The 17,163-nt window shown below is 60.2% G+C and carries 10 protein-coding genes; 6 read left to right on the top strand and 4 right to left on the bottom strand.

What is annotated here, in order from left to right; all coding sequences use genetic code 11:
• Positions 1 to 135 precede the first annotated feature (135 nt).
• The gene (locus tag ACSQ36_RS31825; protein WP_436185121.1) at positions 136 to 1,266 is read right to left on the bottom strand and encodes a zinc-binding metallopeptidase family protein; all 1,131 of its coding nucleotides are present in this window, start codon (positions 1,264 to 1,266) and stop codon (positions 136 to 138) included.
• A gap of 260 nt (positions 1,267 to 1,526) precedes the next feature.
• On the opposite strand from ACSQ36_RS31825, the gene ACSQ36_RS31820 reads away from it, so the two are divergent.
• Genes ACSQ36_RS31820 through ACSQ36_RS31810 form a run of 3 tightly spaced genes read left to right on the top strand, consistent with a single transcriptional unit; the run spans position 1,527 to position 8,508 of the window.
• On the top strand, positions 1,527 to 4,988 hold the full coding sequence (locus tag ACSQ36_RS31820) for a DUF2126 domain-containing protein (protein ID WP_436185120.1): 3,462 nt from the start codon (positions 1,527 to 1,529) through the stop codon (positions 4,986 to 4,988).
• Positions 4,989 to 5,020: 32 nt separating this feature from the next.
• The gene (locus ACSQ36_RS31815; RefSeq protein ID WP_436185119.1) at positions 5,021 to 7,594 is read left to right on the top strand and encodes a circularly permuted type 2 ATP-grasp protein; all 2,574 of its coding nucleotides are present in this window, start codon (positions 5,021 to 5,023) and stop codon (positions 7,592 to 7,594) included.
• Entirely contained in the window at positions 7,591 to 8,508 is a 918-nt protein-coding gene (locus tag ACSQ36_RS31810) for a transglutaminase family protein (protein ID WP_436185118.1), read from the top strand. The genes ACSQ36_RS31815 and ACSQ36_RS31810 overlap by 4 nt, the downstream gene beginning before the upstream one ends.
• A gap of 42 nt (positions 8,509 to 8,550) precedes the next feature.
• Here the strand turns inward: ACSQ36_RS31810 and ACSQ36_RS31805 are convergent, their stop codons facing one another.
• A complete protein-coding gene (locus tag ACSQ36_RS31805; protein WP_436185117.1) occupies positions 8,551 to 10,113 on the bottom strand; it encodes a methyl-accepting chemotaxis protein in 1,563 nt (520 codons plus the stop codon).
• A 408-nt stretch (positions 10,114 to 10,521) separates the two neighbouring features.
• On the opposite strand from ACSQ36_RS31805, the gene ACSQ36_RS31800 reads away from it, so the two are divergent.
• Together ACSQ36_RS31800 and ACSQ36_RS31795 are read left to right on the top strand one after the other, a co-directional pair.
• Positions 10,522 to 11,901 carry a Fic family protein gene (locus tag ACSQ36_RS31800; protein ID WP_436185116.1) on the top strand — a complete coding sequence of 460 codons (1,380 nt, stop codon included), beginning with the start codon at positions 10,522 to 10,524 and terminating at the stop codon, positions 11,899 to 11,901.
• A 145-nt stretch (positions 11,902 to 12,046) separates the two neighbouring features.
• Entirely contained in the window at positions 12,047 to 12,265 is a 219-nt protein-coding gene (locus ACSQ36_RS31795) for a hypothetical protein (protein ID WP_436185115.1), read from the top strand.
• A gap of 63 nt (positions 12,266 to 12,328) precedes the next feature.
• On the opposite strand, the gene ACSQ36_RS31790 is transcribed toward ACSQ36_RS31795, so the two are convergent.
• Together ACSQ36_RS31790 and ACSQ36_RS31785 are read right to left on the bottom strand one after the other, a co-directional pair.
• Positions 12,329 to 13,249: a PhzF family phenazine biosynthesis protein gene (locus tag ACSQ36_RS31790; RefSeq protein WP_436185114.1), complete on the bottom strand. Its 921-nt coding sequence runs from the start codon at positions 13,247 to 13,249 to the stop codon at positions 12,329 to 12,331.
• Between the two features lie 147 nt (positions 13,250 to 13,396).
• A complete protein-coding gene (locus ACSQ36_RS31785; protein ID WP_436185113.1) occupies positions 13,397 to 15,439 on the bottom strand; it encodes a M3 family metallopeptidase in 2,043 nt (680 codons plus the stop codon).
• 252 nt (positions 15,440 to 15,691) lie between these two features.
• Between ACSQ36_RS31785 and ACSQ36_RS31780 the strand changes: the two genes are divergently transcribed.
• On the top strand, positions 15,692 to 16,486 hold the full coding sequence (locus tag ACSQ36_RS31780; RefSeq protein ID WP_213763712.1) for an FRG domain-containing protein: 795 nt from the start codon (positions 15,692 to 15,694) through the stop codon (positions 16,484 to 16,486).
• The last annotated feature ends 677 nt before the right edge of the window (positions 16,487 to 17,163 follow it).

Raw genomic sequence — 17,163 nt, 5'->3', positions numbered from 1 at the left:
TTAGGTTGGGGCGCATGAGTGGCCGGGGAGTTAATGCATCGACATCGGCATCGACCTCGGCATCGACCTCGCTTGCTTCACCAGGACGATGTTCAAGGCGGAGTTAAAACCATCGAACTCCTGATTAATTTCCGATCAACCCGCTGCCGCCGGCTGATCCTGCTTGATGTCTTGCTGAACGTCGGCAGTCGCTTCGTCCGCTTGTTTCGGGGCACTCGCGCTCGCAATTACCCTATGCACGAAACGCAGTTTGGCGACGACCTTTGGCGAGAGCGTGAACGGATATGCATCGGCCAGGCCCAGGCTTCGATTCAAGCTGTTCAATGCATACATCAGCGGAAACCATTGCTTCATGAGGTTATCGAAACTGGTGTTCTCGACCGGCTCGATCTCGGTAAGCGACGGTTCGTTGTCGGACTTCGGATCGAGCTTGAATCCGCATGCGGCCGCAGTGTCCACCGTGTCGACGATATGCAGGTAATGTGCCCACGTCTCCGCCCAGTCTTCCCACGGATGCGTGGTAGCGTACGCGCTCACATAAGACTGGTCCCAGTCGGCCGGCGGTCCATTGTCGTAATGGGCCTGGAGTGACTGAGCGTAGTCGGCGCGCTCATCGCCGAACATCTCGCGAAACGGCTCTTCCCAGCTCGTATTCGCCACGAGACGATCGAAATAGTAGTGGCCTATCTCGTGCCGGAAATGCCCGAGCAAGGTCCGGTACGGCTCGTGCATATCCGCGCGCATGCGTTCACGCAGGGCGTCGTCGGCTTCGGCTATGTTCATCGTAATGAGGCCATTGTCGTGACCGGTCAGCACCTTTGACCCCCTGTCGCCGTCTTCAAGAAACTCGAATTGCAAACCGGTTTCCGGATTGGTCCGCCGCGAATCCGTGTTCAGCCCGAGCGCCGAGAGCGCGAACAACAGGCGCCGCTTGGCCGTCTCCAGCTTGTACCAGTAGACGCGATTTTCCGGCTGGGACAGGTTGGGGATGGTGCGCGTCAGGCTGCACGCCGGGCACAACACGTCAGGCGAGTCGGCCGGGATCATCCAGTTGCAGACATTCTCGAGCGCGTAGTTGTTGCACTGCCGGAACAGCGCACCGTTCGCCGATGGATTCAGCGCGCGCCACAGCGTCTCGCCGGCCGGTTCGAACGCGCAAACTTCAGACAATTCAGGCACGAAGCCCAGCAACGCCGCGCAGGATTCGCATTTCACGTTCTCGAAAAAAACGTGATGCTGGCAACGGCCGCAATGGAATGTTTTCATATTGAAGAGATAGGCTGGAAGGCGGGCGTAGTAACTGCGATGGTGGTTATCAAGCAAGCCACGTGCCGCCGCAGGAACGGTCCAGTCCAGACGTAAAGGGCGTTTTACGCTCTAATTTGGTGCGTCAGCGGACGATGAAAACGGTTTAACCGCAGTATTGAGTGCATGGAAGTTCCCGGGAGCCTTGCCCGATGGTGCGTTCAACCAAACGGCATGGAGTTTGCTTTTGAAGATTGCCAAAATTCGTCCAGGAGTCAGGTGTGTCAATCCGTGTCGCGTTGAACCATGTCACGCACTACCGTTATGACCGCCTCGTCGGCCTTTCACCGCAGGTCGTGCGCCTGCGGCCTGCGCCGCATTGCCGTACCCCGATCATTTCCTATTCGATGCGGGTCGAGCCAGCCGAACACTTCATCAACTGGCAGCAGGACGCGTTCGCCAACTATCAGGCGCGGCTTGTCTTTCCCGAGAAAACGCGGGAATTCAAGATCACGGTCGATCTGGTCGCCGAGATGGCGGTGTACAACCCCTTCGACTTCTTCCTCGAGCCCTACGCCGAGAAATTCCCGTTCGCGTACGAACCGGAACTCGCGGTCGAGTTGGCTCCGTATCTGGTCAAGCGCGAGCCAACACCGTTGCTGGCGAAGTTTGTCGAGAGCATCGACAAGACGCCCAAGATAACGGCCGATTTCCTCGTCGAACTGAACCAGCGGCTGCAACACGACATTGGCTATGTGATCCGCATGGAACCCGGCGTTCAGACGCCGGAAGAGACGCTTGAAAAAGCGTTGGGATCGTGCCGCGACACAGGTTGGCTGCTCGTCGAAACCTTGCGTCAGCTCGGGCTGGCCGCGCGTTTCGTTTCGGGTTACCTGATCCAGCTTACCCCCGACCAGAAGTCCCTCGATGGCCCCAGCGGCACCGAAGTCGACTTCACCGACCTGCACGCGTGGTGCGAAGTTTTCCTGCCCGGCGCGGGCTGGATCGGACTCGACCCGACCTCCGGGCTGCTGGCCGGCGAAGGGCATATCCCCGTCGCTTGCACGCCCGAACCGGGGAGCGCCGCACCGATCTCCGGCGCTGTCGATGAAAGCGAAGTCGAGTTCGAGCACATCATGCAGGTGCAGCGCGTACTCGAAACCCCGCGCGTGACGAAACCGTACACGGAAGAAGTGTGGGCCGCGGTGCAGAAGATGGGCGCGCAAGTCGATCAGGAACTGACCGACATGGACGTTCGCCTGACGATGGGCGGCGAGCCCACGTTCGTCGCCGTGAGCGACCGCGACGCGGCGGAATGGAACACCGACGCACTGGGGCCGACGAAGCGCGGTTATGCCGTCTCGCTGATGGACAAGCTGCGTGCACGTTATGGCGTAGGCGGCTTCCTGCATCTCGGTCAAGGCAAGTGGTATCCGGGCGAGCAGTTGCCGCGCTGGGCCATGTCGCTGTTCTGGCGTGCCGATGGCGAGCCGATCTGGGAAGACCCCAAGCTATTCGCCGATGAACGCGATCCTGGCCAGTACACGGCCGAAGATGCGAGGCGGTTTATCGAGCATCTGGCGAGCAAAGTCTCGCTGGATCCGTCGTATATCCAGCCCGGCTACGAAGACACGTTCTACTACCTGTGGCGTGAACGTCGCTTGCCGGTGAATGTGGACCCGTTCGAATCGGAACTCGACGACGAGATGGAACGCATGCGCTTGCGTCGCGTATTCGATGCAGGCTTGTCGCAGGTGACGGGTTATGTGCTGCCTATAGCGCGCGAGCGCGATATCCCGATGCAAGCGCCGGCATGGGTCAGCGGCCCCTGGTTTTTCCGCGATGGCCGCATGTACCTGATTCCCGGCGACTCGCCGATGGGGTATCGGCTGCCGCTTGAATCGCTGCCGTGGGTGAGTGCGGGGGACTATCCGTATCAACATCCGCACGACCCGTTCGGGCCGCCAGCGCCGTTGCGTCAGGCGATGGAATTGCGCATGCAATATCGCGGGGAAGCGGTAGTTGGAGAAGGTGTAGAAGGAAGAACGGGCGAGGGTGTAGAAGCAGGCACTGGCGTAGCCTCGGGCACCGGGCATGCGCCTGCAAGCGCGCCTGCAACGTCAACCCGCGAGCCCTCACGCGGCGAGTCTGCTTCGTGGATCCGGCGTACGGCGTTGTGCGTTGAAGCGCGAGATCCGGCGCGTGCGGCGGGACCCGAAGTTGAAGAGAAATCGTTTGGAAGCGGCAAGAGCCTGCTGCACGTGTTCATGCCGCCGCTGACCGAACTCGATGACTACCTCGACCTGCTCGCGGCCATTGAAGCAACCGCTGCCGATCTGCGCATGAAAGTGGTGATAGAAGGGTATCCGCCGCCACGCGATGCCCGTCTCAAGATGCTGCAAGTCACGCCGGACCCGGGCGTGATCGAGGTGAACATTCATCCGGCGTCGAGCTGGGATCAACTCGTCGATCACACCGAGTTCCTGTATCAATCGGCGCATGAAAGTTACCTCAGCACCGAGAAGTTCATGACGGATGGGCGCCACACCGGCACGGGCGGCGGCAATCACTTCGTGCTCGGCGGCGCGACGCCTGCCGACAGCCCGTTCCTGCGGCGTCCCGACCTGCTTGCAAGCCTGATCGCGTACTTCATCAACCATCCTTCGATGTCGTACCTGTTCTCGGGATTGTTTCTCGGACCGACGAGCCAGGCGCCGCGCGTTGACGAAGCGCGCAACGACCAGCTTTACGAGCTGGAGATCGCGTTCAAGGAGATCGAGCATCAGCTTGAACGCCTGGGCGGGCGCGACAGCGCGTTGCTGCCGCCGTGGCTGATCGACCGGACGTTGCGCAATCTGCTGATCGATGTGACCGGCAACACGCACCGCGCGGAATTCTGCATCGACAAGCTGTATTCTCCCGATGGTCCCACCGGCCGCCTCGGCCTGCTCGAACTGCGGGGTTTTGAAATGCCGCCGCACGCGCGCATGAGCCTCGTCCAGCAATTGCTGTTGCGGGCGCTGGTCGCGCGGTTCTGGGATAAGCCGTACACCACGCGCCTCACGCGCTGGGGCACGGAACTGCATGACCGTTTCCTGCTTGGTACGTTTATCGAAATGGATTTCCACGATGTCATCGCGGACCTCAACGAAGCCGGTTATGCGTTCGATACCGCGTGGTTTGCGCCGCATTTCGAGTTCCGGTTCCCGCTGGTGGGCGCGGTCCAGACGAACGGTATCGAACTGACCGTGCGCAGCGCGCTGGAGCCGTGGCACGTGATGGGCGAGCAGGGGTCGCCGGGCGGGACGGTGCGCTATGTGGATTCGTCGGTGGAACGGATGGAAGTGCGGGTGCTCGGTCTCAACGACAACCGCCATGTGGTGACGGTCAACGGCGTGCCGCTGCCGCTGCAACCCACCGGCCGGGTTAGCGAGCATGTGGCCGGCGTGCGCTTTCGGGCATGGTCCCAGCCGACGGCGCTGCATCCGTCGATTGGCGTGGATGCACCGCTTACGTTTGACATTGTTGACACCTGGAGCAACCGGTCTATCGGCGGATGCCGGTATCATGTAGCCCATCCGGGTGGCCGCAATTACGTGACCTATCCGGTCAACGCATACGAGGCGGAAAGCCGGCGGCGCGCGCGCTTTTTCAGAATCGGCCATACGCCTGGACGGATGGTCGTGGAAGAACCGAAGCGCAGCCTGGAGTTTCCGTTCACGCTCGATTTGCGCCGACGGTAGCCTCATCAACTCTTCAACGGTAGCTGCTCAATTTGGCCTTCCAATCCACGCTTCCGTTTGAAGCAATCACGAACCGCGCGAGTGTGTCGTCACACCTTCGCGCGGTACCGGCCCGGGAGGGTCATTGGGACGAACTGCGCGACGCGTCGGGCCAGTTGCGCGCTCCCTGGCGGCAATTCTTCGATGCGCTCGGCGACGACGGCATAGCCGGCCTCGACCGGGCGACCGCTTCCATCGCGCAGCAGGTCCGCGACAACGACATCAGCTACAACGTCTACGCGGACAAGGGCGAGCCGCGTCCGTGGGCGCTGGACCTGCTGCCGTTTCTTATCGATGAAAGCGAGTGGTCGGTGATCGAGCGCGCGGTGACGCAGCGCGCGAAGCTGCTCAATGCCATCGTCGCCGATATCTACGGGCCGCAGACGCTGCTGCATGACGGCCTGCTGCCGCCCGCGCTGGTGTTCGGGCATCCAGGCTATCTGCGCTCGGTGAAGGGCTTCGTGCCGCCCGGCGCGCAGTATCTGCAACTTGTTGCCGTGGACCTGACGCGTGCTCCCAACGGCACCTGGACCGTGATGGCGCACCGCACGGAAGCGCCGTCCGGACTGGGTTATGCGCTGGAAAACCGGTTGATCGTTTCCGACGTATTCACCGAGCCGTTCCGCTCCATGAAGGTCCGGAGGCTCGCCCCGTTCTACTCGCAACTGATCGCCGCGCTGGTCCAGGGCGGCCGGGCGATGATGTCGGGCGAAGGCTCGCCGCATATCGCATTGCTGACGCCCGGGCCTTTCAGCGAAACCTTCTTCGAGCACGCGTTCCTTGCGCGTTATCTCGGCGTTACGCTGGTCGAAGGCAAGGACCTGACCGTGCGCGACGACATGCTGTTCCTGAAGACATTCGCCGGACTGGAACGGGTTCACGTACTGATGCGCCGACTGGACGATGCCTTCTGCGATCCGGTCGAATTGCGCGCCGATTCGACCATCGGCGTGCCGGGCCTGTTGCAGGTGATGCGGGCCGGCAACGTGATGGTGTCCAACGTGCCGGGTTCGGGTTTTGTCGAATCGCCGGCGCTGCATGGTTTCCTGCCGGCCATCTCGCGTGCGCTGCTGCGCGAGCCGCTGGAACTCGCCAGCGTGCCGACCTGGTGGTGCGGTGAAGCAGCGGCGCGCGAAGCGGTGCTGGCACGTCTGGACAAGGCATTCGTGATTCCCACCTGGCCGGGCTTGCCGCTCAACGGCGGCGGTCCGCGCGGTTTCGGCGATGGCCTGCAACCGCTGGCCGGCTGGCGCGCGCGGATCGACGCCATGCCTGATGCGTTCACCATCCAGAACCTGTTTCCGAGTTCACACGCGCCGCGTTATGAAGACAACACGTTGACGGGACGGCCGTCGGTGCTGCGTGTTTATGCGATTGCGAACATCGATGGCGGCTGGTCCGTGATGCCGGGCGGATTCACGCGGCTTGGGGCTGAGCGGCAACCGTCGGTATCGATGCAATACGGCAGCAGCAGCGTCGACACCTGGGTGCTGTCGAGCAAGCCGGGTTCAACCTTCTCGCTGCTCCCTACGCCTATTAAACCCGCCGACCTTGCGCGCAAGCATCGGACCGTATCGAGCCGCGCTGCAGAAAACCTCTTCTGGGCCGGACGATACGGAGAGCGCGCGGAGAACAACGTGCGGCTGCTGCGCGTGATCCTCTCGTCTATTGATAGCAACGACTCCGAGGGCATGCTGGAGACCATGGTGGACCTGGCGTGGCAAAGTGGCTTGTTGCCGCCGGGCACACCGCTCCAGGGGCACACCGCGCGCGGGCTCGAACGTTTGCTGGTCGCCAACATAGGCGAGAACGGCACGGCGGCGAGTATCGGCCAGAACCTGGCGAGCCAGGTGCGCGCGAGCAGCGAAATCCGCGGACGTCTTTCGACCGATCACTGGCGCACCATCCTGGCCGCGCGAAACGATTTCCGCGACGCCATCCAGCAGTTCAAGCCGGGACCGGGCGTGGAGCGTTACGACCGGGTGAAGCTGACGCGAACGCTTGAAGCACTATCGACGCAACTGCTCGCGATCAGCGGCGCTCAGGGCGACCGCATGACGCGCGATGAAGCGTGGAAGCTGGTGTTCGCGGGACGGCATATCGAACGGGTATGGACGATGACCACCTTCCTGCGCGTAGTCGCCGAGCATGGCCAGATGACGACGCCGGCCGGGTTCGATCTGCTGCTGCAATTGTTCGACAGCACGCTCACGTATCGATCGCTTTATCCGGGGCGTTTCGAGGTTCCCGCGCTGATCGACCTGCTGGTGGTCGAGCCGACCAACCCGCGCGGGCTGTATGGCGTGTATTCGCGCTTGTGCACGAAGCTCAACGAGATTTCGATTGCGGCCGGCAATACAAATCACGGCGCGTTCAGCGAAGCAACGCTGTTGCTGAAGTCGCTGCGAGGACTCGAGCAACTCTGTACGACCGACGAGGAGGGCAACTATGGCGAACTCATCCAGGCCTGCGAGACACTCGGCGATCACGTGAGCGCCGCTGCGCATGAAATCAGCGCACGTTACTTCAGCCACGCGAATACGCAGGCATTGCAGGTGTCGTCGTGAAGATTCCGAAAACCGTGTTGTGGGTGTCGCACCGGACGACCTACCGCTATTCAACGTACGTGGAAACGGCCCAGCATCTCGCGACTATCCGGCCGCAGAATTGCGCATGGCAACGTGTGATCTCACACACCGAAAGCATTGATCCGAAGCCGCCTTACATCAATAGTCGCGTCGATACCTTCGGTAACGACGTGCTGTATTTTTCGCTCGAGTCGCCGCACCGCTCATTGCAGATGGTCAGCGAAACAACCGTTGAACTGACGCCGCGATGGGCCTCGCTCGATCCGGCGACCACGCCGGCGTGGGACGAGGTCGCGAAGGGTATGCGTTTTAGCGCCAGTGCGCCGTTTCGCCCTGAGACAGAGTTTTGCTTTGCGTCGCCCAATATCAGTCTCGGACAGGACCTGCGGGATTACGCGCTGGAGAGTTTTCCCGCGGGCAAACCGCTGGCGGAAGGCGCGATTGACTTGATGCACAGGATTCACGGGGACTTCAAGTACAAGCCGTTGGCAACGTCCTATGACACGCCTGCGCATCGCGCGTTTGAAATGCGCCGGGGCGTCTGTCAGGATTTTGCGCAGGTGATGATCGGCTGCATGCGTGCGCTCGGGTTGCCGGCCCGGTACGTGAGCGGATATTTGCGCAATGATCCCGCGCCGGGGCAGGAGAAGCTGATCGGCGCGGATGCATCGCATGCTTGGGTGTCGGTGTTTTGTCCCGGCAGCGGCTGGATCGATCTTGATCCGACAAACGATGTGCTCGCCGATCTCGAACATGTGACGCTCGCGACGGGGCGGGACTATAGCGACGTATCGCTGCTGCGGGGGATGATTCTCGGCGGCGGGTCACATCGGATCGATGTAGGGGTGACAGTGCTGGCGCTGGACGCTGAGCCTGCCGCCGATGCTGATTAAGCTGGGGTTGCGCTCGCATCAAACGTACCGCGAGCGCTCCTCTCACCTTTGCCCAACAGTAAATAACCGCACGGCGTCATCGAGCACATCGGCTCGTTCGGCCAGCCGTTGCGCAGTCACAGCAGCTTGCTCGACCAGCGCGGCGTTCTGCTGGGTTGAACCGTCCAGATGCGCTACCGCCTGGTTCACTTGACGAATGCCCTCGGCCTGTTCGCTGCTCGCATTCGCCACCTCTCCGATGATCGTCGACACCCGCAGCACGGCCGCGTCGATTGCATGCATCTGGAGGGTTGTACGTGACACCAGGTCGGTCCCTTCCGCGATCTGTGCCACGCTGGTTTCCACCACCGCCTTGATCTCCTTCGCCGACGCCGCGCATCGTTGCGCGAGATTGCGCACTTCTGTTGCGACCACCGCGAACGAGCGGCCCGCTTCGCCTGCACGCGCTGCTTCCACCGCCGCGTTCAATGCGAGGATATTCGTCTGGAACGCGATACCGTCGATCACGCCGATAATGTCCGCGATACGCTGCGACGCCGTGTTGATGCCGGCCATGGTCTGCTCGACCTGGATCGCGATCTTGCCGCCATCGCTGGCTGCGGTCTGCGCGTCCTTCACCAGATCCAGTGCGCGCACGCTCGCGTCCGCGTTGCCCTTTACCGTGGCGGTCAACTGGTCCATCGTCGCGGCGGTTTGCTGCAGCGACGCAGCCTGCAATTCGGTCCGGCGCGACAGATCCATGTTGCCGCTCGAAATTTCCCGCGTAGCATCCATCATCCCGCCGATCTGTCCGCGTACATCGAGGACCATTGCGGACAGGTTCGCCTTGAGCTGGTTCAGCGCGCGCTGGACGTCGCCGAGGTCGTCGCGAGCGCCGGTTTCCATCGCCGCCGTCAGATCACCGGCGGCCATGCGCGCGGCAAATCGGGACATGACGCGCACGGGCGCGCCTACGTGATGTGAAACGGTCACCCAGCCGATGGCGCCCGTCAGTGCGCTCACGCCAAAGGCGATCCACAAGGGCAGTGGCGGAAGTCCCTGGTACGCGATCAACCCGGTCGCGAGCACCGCCAGCGGTCCGGCTGCATAGCCAATCGCAATACGCGACGCGACCGGCATGCGCATCAGTTCCCCAAGCTTGCCGGCCAGGCCGGTGCGTACAAGCGCGCCTCGTTTCAGGCGCAGCGAACCCATTGCGCCGGCCTGCATCCGCGCATACAGGCCGGACGCGCTTGCTACTTCGTCGCGGCCCGGCTTCACGCGCACGCTAAGAAAACCGACGGCCTTGCCATGCTCGATCACCGGCGTCACGTTCGCGCGAACCCAGTAGTAATCGCCATTCTTGCGACGGTTCTTGACCAGGGCAGTCCACGGGCGACCTTCCTGGATCGTCGACCACATGTCGGCGAAAGCCTCGCGGGGCATGTCGGGGTGGCGGATCAGATTGTGCGGCTGGCCGATGAGTTCTTCTCTCGAATAGCCGGAGACTTCGACAAAGGCGGGATTGCAGTATTTGATGTTGCCTGAAAGATCCGTGGCCGAAACGAGCATGTCTGATGCGGGAAAGTCGTACTCCTGCTGCGAGACGGGCTGGTTATTGCGCATTTATTGTGTCCTTTCTTCGATCTGGAACGTAACGCGAGAACGCGTTTCGCGTTACAAGGACATAACGGCAGTTAACCCCTTTAACTTGAAAGGTTTTTACGTTTAAGAGATGGCGTGCGGTGTTACGCCGCAGGAAACTGCGCGCGCGGCAAGGCGTCTTTGGCTGCATGGCTGGCTCGGATGACGGCTTGAATCCTTCGCCAGCGCTCACTCACTTAGGCGGAGTGCTCTCGAAAGCAGGCTGTTGCTCCGCGAATGCGGAGAGCGATTGGATCGCTTATTTCGTGCTCCATCGCCTCATTCTTGAATCATTCTCACCTCATTCTCGAATCAAAATGGCCCCTCAAATCAAATTTTGATTTAAGATTGATTCAAGAATCATTCTTAAATCATTTTTAGGTGGCCACCATGGCAAAGCGCGAGCTGTACAGCGCCATTTCGGACCTTCTGGTGAGACGGGCAGCAGCAGGCCAGGATCTCTTATCACGCCGCGAGATCGCCGAGGCAATGGGCGCTCCGCCAGCAACGGTCCTGCGCTATCTGGACAGACTCATCGGCGACGGCAAGGTCGAACGGGTTGGAGCAACTTCGGCTGTCCGTTACAGGTTGCCGGGGCGCAAAGTCGAACCCATGGCTTCAGTGGTGGCTGCAAGCCCGGCCAAGGCGAAACTGACGGCTTCGCCAGCCTGGTCTGAGGCTGCTGCGGCGCTTATCGACGAACTGAACGTCCCGCTGGGGGCGCGTCAGCCCATCAGCTATCAACGGCATTTTGTTGACGGCTACGTGCCAAACCAGAGCTACCTTCTTCCCCAAGCGCTCGCCAACGATCTGTATCAAGAAGGACGATCACCGGGCCAGCAACCCGCCGGCACGTACGCGCGCAAGGTCATTGAGCCGCTGCTGATCGATTTGTCCTTCTCCTCCTCACGTCTTGAGGGCAATCGATATTCGAGGCTCGACACCGAGGTCTTGTTCGACGCCGGAACCGCCGATCCGGCCGATAAAGACGCCACCATGTTGCTCAACCATAAGAGGGCGATCGAGTTCCTGATCGACGACGTGCCATCGTACGGATTGACTGCAATGGTCATTCGCAATCTGCACACATTGCTGATGCAAGGACTGCTTAATGATGAGGGCGCACTTGGCTCGATTCGCGAAAGAGTCGTGAATATCAGCAATACCGTTTATATCCCGTCTCACGTGCCTTCTTTGCTTGGTGAAATGCTGGAGCAGATCACCGAGAAGGCGCGTCACATTAAAAATCCCGTCGAAGCCGCGTTTTTCCTTTGGGTGAACCTGGCCTACCTCCAGCCTTTCGAGGACGGCAACAAACGAACCAGCCGCCTTAGTGCGAACATCCCGCTGCTGCTGTACAACTGCGCGCCGCTCAGCTTTCTGGATGTGGGCGACGAAGACTATGCCCGTGCAAAAATCGGTGTCTATGAGCGGCTCGACACGAGTATTGCAGCGGATCTCTTTGCATGGACTTATCGCCGCTCCATTGCCAAGTATGCAGCGCAGATCGACGCCGCCGGAGTGCCAGATCCGTTCCGTGCAAGGTACCGCGAAGCCATCAATGAGATGGTCTCGCGGATCGTGCGGGATCGGGAAGCACTGGGAACCGTTATCGCAGAGTTCAAGCTTCGGGACGACGAAGCGGCGCGCCTTATCGACATGGTGAGAGGCGACATTTCCAGGCTCGGCGAACACAACTTTGCCCGTTACAGGTTGAGGCTGAAAGAGCTGGAGCAATGGATATCGGCCGGTCGCCCATTAATCGAGTAGCAAGAGCGATTGTTTCGGCACGTTAGCCGGAAACGCTGGAATCCACCCGTGAAAATACCTAAGAATTTTGAATACTGACCGCTTACTCTTAAGCCTCTGTTTACCTATCATAAAGAGGTAAGTGCAGAGGACGCAGGAGGGCATCATGGACGAGTTTGTAAACACGGTAATGGATATCCTTGGATCCGCGTCGCGACTAACCTTGCACAGTTCCGCCATCGATTTAATCAACGTACTGGTCGGTCTCGGCGGCTTGGCGCTGGTGGCAATTATCCTGTTAATTAACGAGTCGAAATGGCCCGCTCAAAAACGCGAGCGCACGACTGAGCATCCTCGGCATTGGTGGATGCATCATCGGCACTGAATAGAGCAGGGCGTAGCCAAAGCGGGCTACGAAGCTCTACGTTGGCCGCGCTGCTGCTCACGCTCAGGTCAGCTCAGAAGAAGCGAGCCAAAACGATCCTTCCATCACGCTGACACATTTGCCGCCAATGCGGACCCTTGTCTTGCCGTTGTCAGTATCCACGCTGGCGATCAAGACGCTCGGCCGCCCCATGTCTACGCCTTGACCCACGCGCAGCACGAGATCCGATTGCCCCCGGACCTGGGCGACGAGCGCTGCCATGGCGGCCGTTGCGCTGCCCGTCGCCGGGTCTTCCGTCATGCGGGGCGTGAACATGCGGGCTTGCAGATCGCAGTCAGCGTTAGTCGCGTCGCGGCTTGCATCGCGTGTATAGGCGTAGATGGACACAGCGCCATCAATGGGCAGCAAGCCTTTGTAAGCGACGAGGTTGGGTGTACACCGGCGCAGTGCATCCCGGGACGCAAGTTCAACAACGACGAACGGGAGGCCGACCGAGGCGACCTGTGGTGGGTGAGCGTCGACGAGGATATCGGCGGGATCGAGGGAAAGACAAGCTGCTACGCGCTCCCGCGGCACGTGCGACAGCCGGGCTAGCGGCTCTGGCGCAATGAGTTCAGCCCCGACCAGCTTCCCGCCTTCTTTCAGTTGAGTAACCGGAACCAGCCCCGCGGCCTCCTCAAACACGAGTTGATCTCGCAGAGGCGTCTGAGCCGATGCGGCTCTCGCAGCCAGCACAAACGCCGTACCGATGTTCGGATGTCCGGCGAAAGGAATTTCGCGGCTTGGTGTAAAGATTCTCACCCAGGCCGTGTTGGCAGGATCGCGGGGCGGCAATACAAATGTGGTTTCGCTATACCCAAATTCTGCTGTGATCGCCTGCATCTGGTTTGCCGACAAACCTTCAGCGTCCAACACGACAGCGACCGGATTGCCTTTGAATTTTTCGTCCGTGAATACATCGGCTGTGACATAGCGACGGTCCATGAGTGCCCCCTGGCTTGATAGTGCTGACCAATGACGAGCCGTTATTATTGCTTCACGGACCGCCAGGGCGCCCTATACAGATAGGCGAGGATGGATCGGGCCAGTCACTTTGATTCGATGCGCTCATGGCCCGCCAATAAGGCCGCTTCACTCAGTCCGAAGCAATCCGCGTTTGCGCAACATGGGTTCGGCGCGTGGATCGCGGCCACGAAAAGCGCGGAACGCCGAGCCCTGTTCGCGGCTGTCGCCAGCGCTGTACACGTATCGATGCAGCTTGTCCGCCAGCGCGGGATCGAATGCGTTGCCGGCTTCTTCGAATGCATCGAACGCGTCGGCTTCCAGGACCTCCGCCCACATATAGACGTAATACCCGGCGGCGTAATATCCGCCACTGAAAATATGTCCAAAGTGGGGCAGCCGATGGCGCATGCCTACCTCGCGCGGTACGCCGAGACGCTCCCGCTCAGCTATCTCGAACCGGGCGATGTCGATGCCATCAAGATCGTTCCGCAGATGCAGCGCCATATCGATCAAAGCTGACGATGTATAGGCGACTGTCTGAAACCCCTGGTTGAAAGTCTGGGAAGCCCGGATACGCTCGATCAACGCAGCCGGGATAGGCTCGCCAGTCGTTACATGACGCGCGTGCTTCGCAAGCACTTCCGGCACCGTGGCCCAGTTTTCCATCAACTGGGAAGGAAGTTCCACATAGTCTTGCGGGACATTGGTACCCGACAGGCGACCGTAGTTCACATTGGACAGCAAGCCATGCAGGCCGTGGCCGAACTCGTGAAACAGCGTGCGTACGTCATCGAAACTCAGCAGCGTCGGACCATCGTCGGTGCGGGCGAAGTTATTGTTGTTCACTACGATCGGCGTCACCTTGCCGCCATGACGCCTTTGCTTGCGATAAACATGCATCCACGCACCGCCCTGCTTATTAGGCCGGGCATAGTTGTCGCCAAGGAAGAGTCCCACCTGTTCAGCTCCGCGGCGCACCTCCCACAGGCGCACGTCCGGGTGATACAGCGGCACGCCGGTCTGTTCGACAAACTGCACGCCGAACAGGCGTTCCGCGCAATCGAACATGGCGGCGAGCATAGCGTCCAGACTGAAGTACGGTTTCACTTGCGCATCGTCGAGTGCGTAGCGGGTAACCCGTACCTTCTCCGTGAGGTAATACCAGTCCCACGGTTCAATGTCGGTAGGTTCGCCCAGCGCGGCAGCCTGCGCGGCCAATGCCTGCCGCTCCTGTTCAACGCTGGCCTTCGCCGGCTCCCATACCTGGCTAAGCAGCGCGTGGACCGCAGACGCCTTGCCCGCCATGCGATCGGCAAGCGCGTAATCAGCGAAGTTTTCATAGCCGAGCAAACGTGCTTGTTCTTGCCGCAGCATCAGTATTTCTCGAGCAATCGGCCGGTTGTCGCGTGCCGGGTTTTCTCCGCGGCTGGTCCAGGCGCGCCATGCCGTCTCGCGCAGATCGCGGCGGGTAGACCATGTAAGAAAGGGCTGCACCAGCGAACGAGATAACGTGATCACGTAGCCCTCTATACCGCGTTCTTTTGCGGCGCTACGTGCCGACTGGCGCAGAAAATCAGGCAACCCGGCCAGTTCCGCTTCCGATGTCAACGGCAACTGGTAGCCGGATTCATCCGCGAGTATGTTCTGCGCGAATTGCGTCTGCAGATCAGCGAGCCGCGTGGCGATGGCCGCGAAACGCTCGCGGTCGAGGCCTTGCAGCGTGGCCCCCGTACGGACGAAATCGGTATGCATGCGTTGCAGCAGACGCTGCTGCTCTTCGTTAAGATCCAGCACGGCAGCTTGCCGGTGGACAGCGTCGAGCCTCGCGAAGAAACCAGCGTGCATGGACACCTTGCTGTCGTGCATGGCCAGCAGCGGCGCCATCTCGCGCTCCACGGCCTGCAACGCAGCCGGTGACTCGGAGGCGCATAGATTTTCGAAAGTCAGCCGCACACGATCAAGCGTGGCGCCGGCGGCATCGAACGCGGCCACGGTGTTGTCGAATGTGGGCGCGGCCTGATTTTCAGCAAGTGCATCAATTTCCGCCAGATGCTGCTCGAAGAGCACCGCGAATGCGGGTGCGAAGTGCTCGGACTGGATCTGCTTGAAGGGCGGCAATTGGTAGGGCGTTTGCCAGTCTTGTAGCAGCGGGTTGCCGTTGTCGGTCATGTCGATCTGCCTGTGGGGTATTGATGGTCGCGAAGCAAACATGATATGACATCGCGGTTAAAGGTTTTCGAGCTGGGTTTGATTGCAGCTTTGGGAGGTCTGGGCAGCGCGCCCCGCTCAAAAGTTGGATCATGAACCCTGCGGCGCGTCTCTTCCGCATCTCCTCCTATGGGATGCTGTGTCGGCTGCTTCTACCGCGCCCGGACCTGTGATCGGGCAGTAAGCAGCGAGTGCTACTCTGGATAAGTGACAATGCAAACCATTATTGTGTCGAACTGGCAGGAGTTCATGAGTCTCACCATAGAACTCGATGGCTGGGCGTTTCGCGGTCAGCAAGACGCGCGATGGCCGTTGCAAAGTTCGTTATCGCGCTACCTGTCCGCATTCGTGCCTGACCGCTCGGCGTGGCGGATTCAGGAGCAGCGCGCCATTCGCATCTTCAGGCGAAAGGCGCATAACTATCTTTCCGATGTCCGCGCGCTGTCCGACGACCTGCGTTGCCTCGGGCTGATGCAACACCACGGTGCGCCGACCAGACTGCTCGATTTCACCAAGTCGCCATTTGTTGCCGCGTTTTTTGCGCTCGAGCGCGCTGTGACTGACGCAGCTGTTTTCGCGGTAAATACCCCCGCGTTGTGGACGGATCGCGCAGTCCCGGTTTCGGCACCGCATCTTATACGAGAGATGATCGACCCACGCTTGCCCGGAAATTTCGAAAGGTTTTATCTTAGCGACGAAAACCCGGTGATGTGGTTTGGCGAACCCGCCGAAATGGATCAGCGGCTGATCGCGCAAGCGGGCACGTTCGTGTTGCCCGGCCTGCTGCATCAACCGCTCGACATGATCCTTGATCAATACACCTGCAGCGACGAACTGCTGCGCAAGATCGTGTTGCCGTCGACTTTACGGGACGAAGCCATGCGTTCGTTGTACAGAATGAACATCACGAACGCATCGCTTTTCCCGGACCTCGAAGGACTGGCGCGTTCAATTGCGCTGGAACTGGAGATCGTATGGCCCGCGCAGGTGGTCAAGACGCGCGATTGATTCCGAGTCGATCGGGGGACACAAACTCGGGGGAGGGTTTGCCTTCGGCATGCGTGCGTCGCGGCGCTAAGCTAGAGCGATTAGCGCCTTTATATTTTTCGATAAAATATTATGAATTGTTTGATAAACCGCTAATACCATTTATCATCCCGTCATCTAGCATCGCGTTCCTGCGGTGCACTGAAAAACCATTCTGGAGTAGAAGCAGTCAGCTAGTGCTGATCGTCGACATCGCCCATACCGAGCGCATGGCGATGGCACAAACGCGACTTTTAAGATCCGCGTTTTCACATGTTTCACACGTTAATGCGTAAGCATGCTGCAGTGGTGAATTGAACCCAAACAATGCGTGGCGCGGAGACGAAAACGAATGCTCAAGCTCGGTGAGCCGAAGTCACAATTCAAATTCAGGCGTCACCCGATTAATTCTTCAGACAATATATCCAGCAATTTTCATAAGCTCCTCGATACGAGCTTAATTGGATTCGCAGTCGGCTTAGCGACATTGCCCGTTCTGATGAAACCCGCACAGCGCGCCGGTATGGGGCCGTCTCGAGCGAAAAACATTACCCGCCCGACGAGCTTGCGCCAAGTAGCGGGCGCGTCCCCGTCCAGGTTTATGCCGGCAACACCACTGTCATTTCATGCAAAGCGCTGCCTTCTGCAGAAATAGCGCT

It is taken from the genome of Caballeronia sp. LjRoot34 (assembly GCF_964253815.1).
GTDB lineage: Bacteria > Pseudomonadota > Gammaproteobacteria > Burkholderiales > Burkholderiaceae > Caballeronia.
Note: the sequence above shows the minus strand (reverse complement) of the source record. Positions and strands in the feature narration are given on the sequence as shown.

Bases quoted from the DNA above. Each gene is read 5' to 3' on its own strand.
- ACSQ36_RS31785 (WP_436185113.1), bottom strand. From the start codon at position 15,439: ATGACCGACAACGGCAACCCGCTGCTACAAGACTGGCAAACGCCCTAC.
- ACSQ36_RS31805 (WP_436185117.1), bottom strand. From the start codon at position 10,113: ATGCGCAATAACCAGCCCGTCTCGCAGCAGGAGTACGACTTTCCCGCA.
- ACSQ36_RS31780 (WP_213763712.1), top strand. From the start codon at position 15,692: ATGCAAACCATTATTGTGTCGAACTGGCAGGAGTTCATGAGTCTCACC.
- ACSQ36_RS31800 (WP_436185116.1), top strand. From the start codon at position 10,522: ATGGCAAAGCGCGAGCTGTACAGCGCCATTTCGGACCTTCTGGTGAGA.
- ACSQ36_RS31825 (WP_436185121.1), bottom strand. From the start codon at position 1,266: ATGAAAACATTCCATTGCGGCCGTTGCCAGCATCACGTTTTTTTCGAG.
- ACSQ36_RS31790 (WP_436185114.1), bottom strand. From the start codon at position 13,249: ATGGACCGTCGCTATGTCACAGCCGATGTATTCACGGACGAAAAATTC.
- ACSQ36_RS31795 (WP_436185115.1), top strand. From the start codon at position 12,047: ATGGACGAGTTTGTAAACACGGTAATGGATATCCTTGGATCCGCGTCG.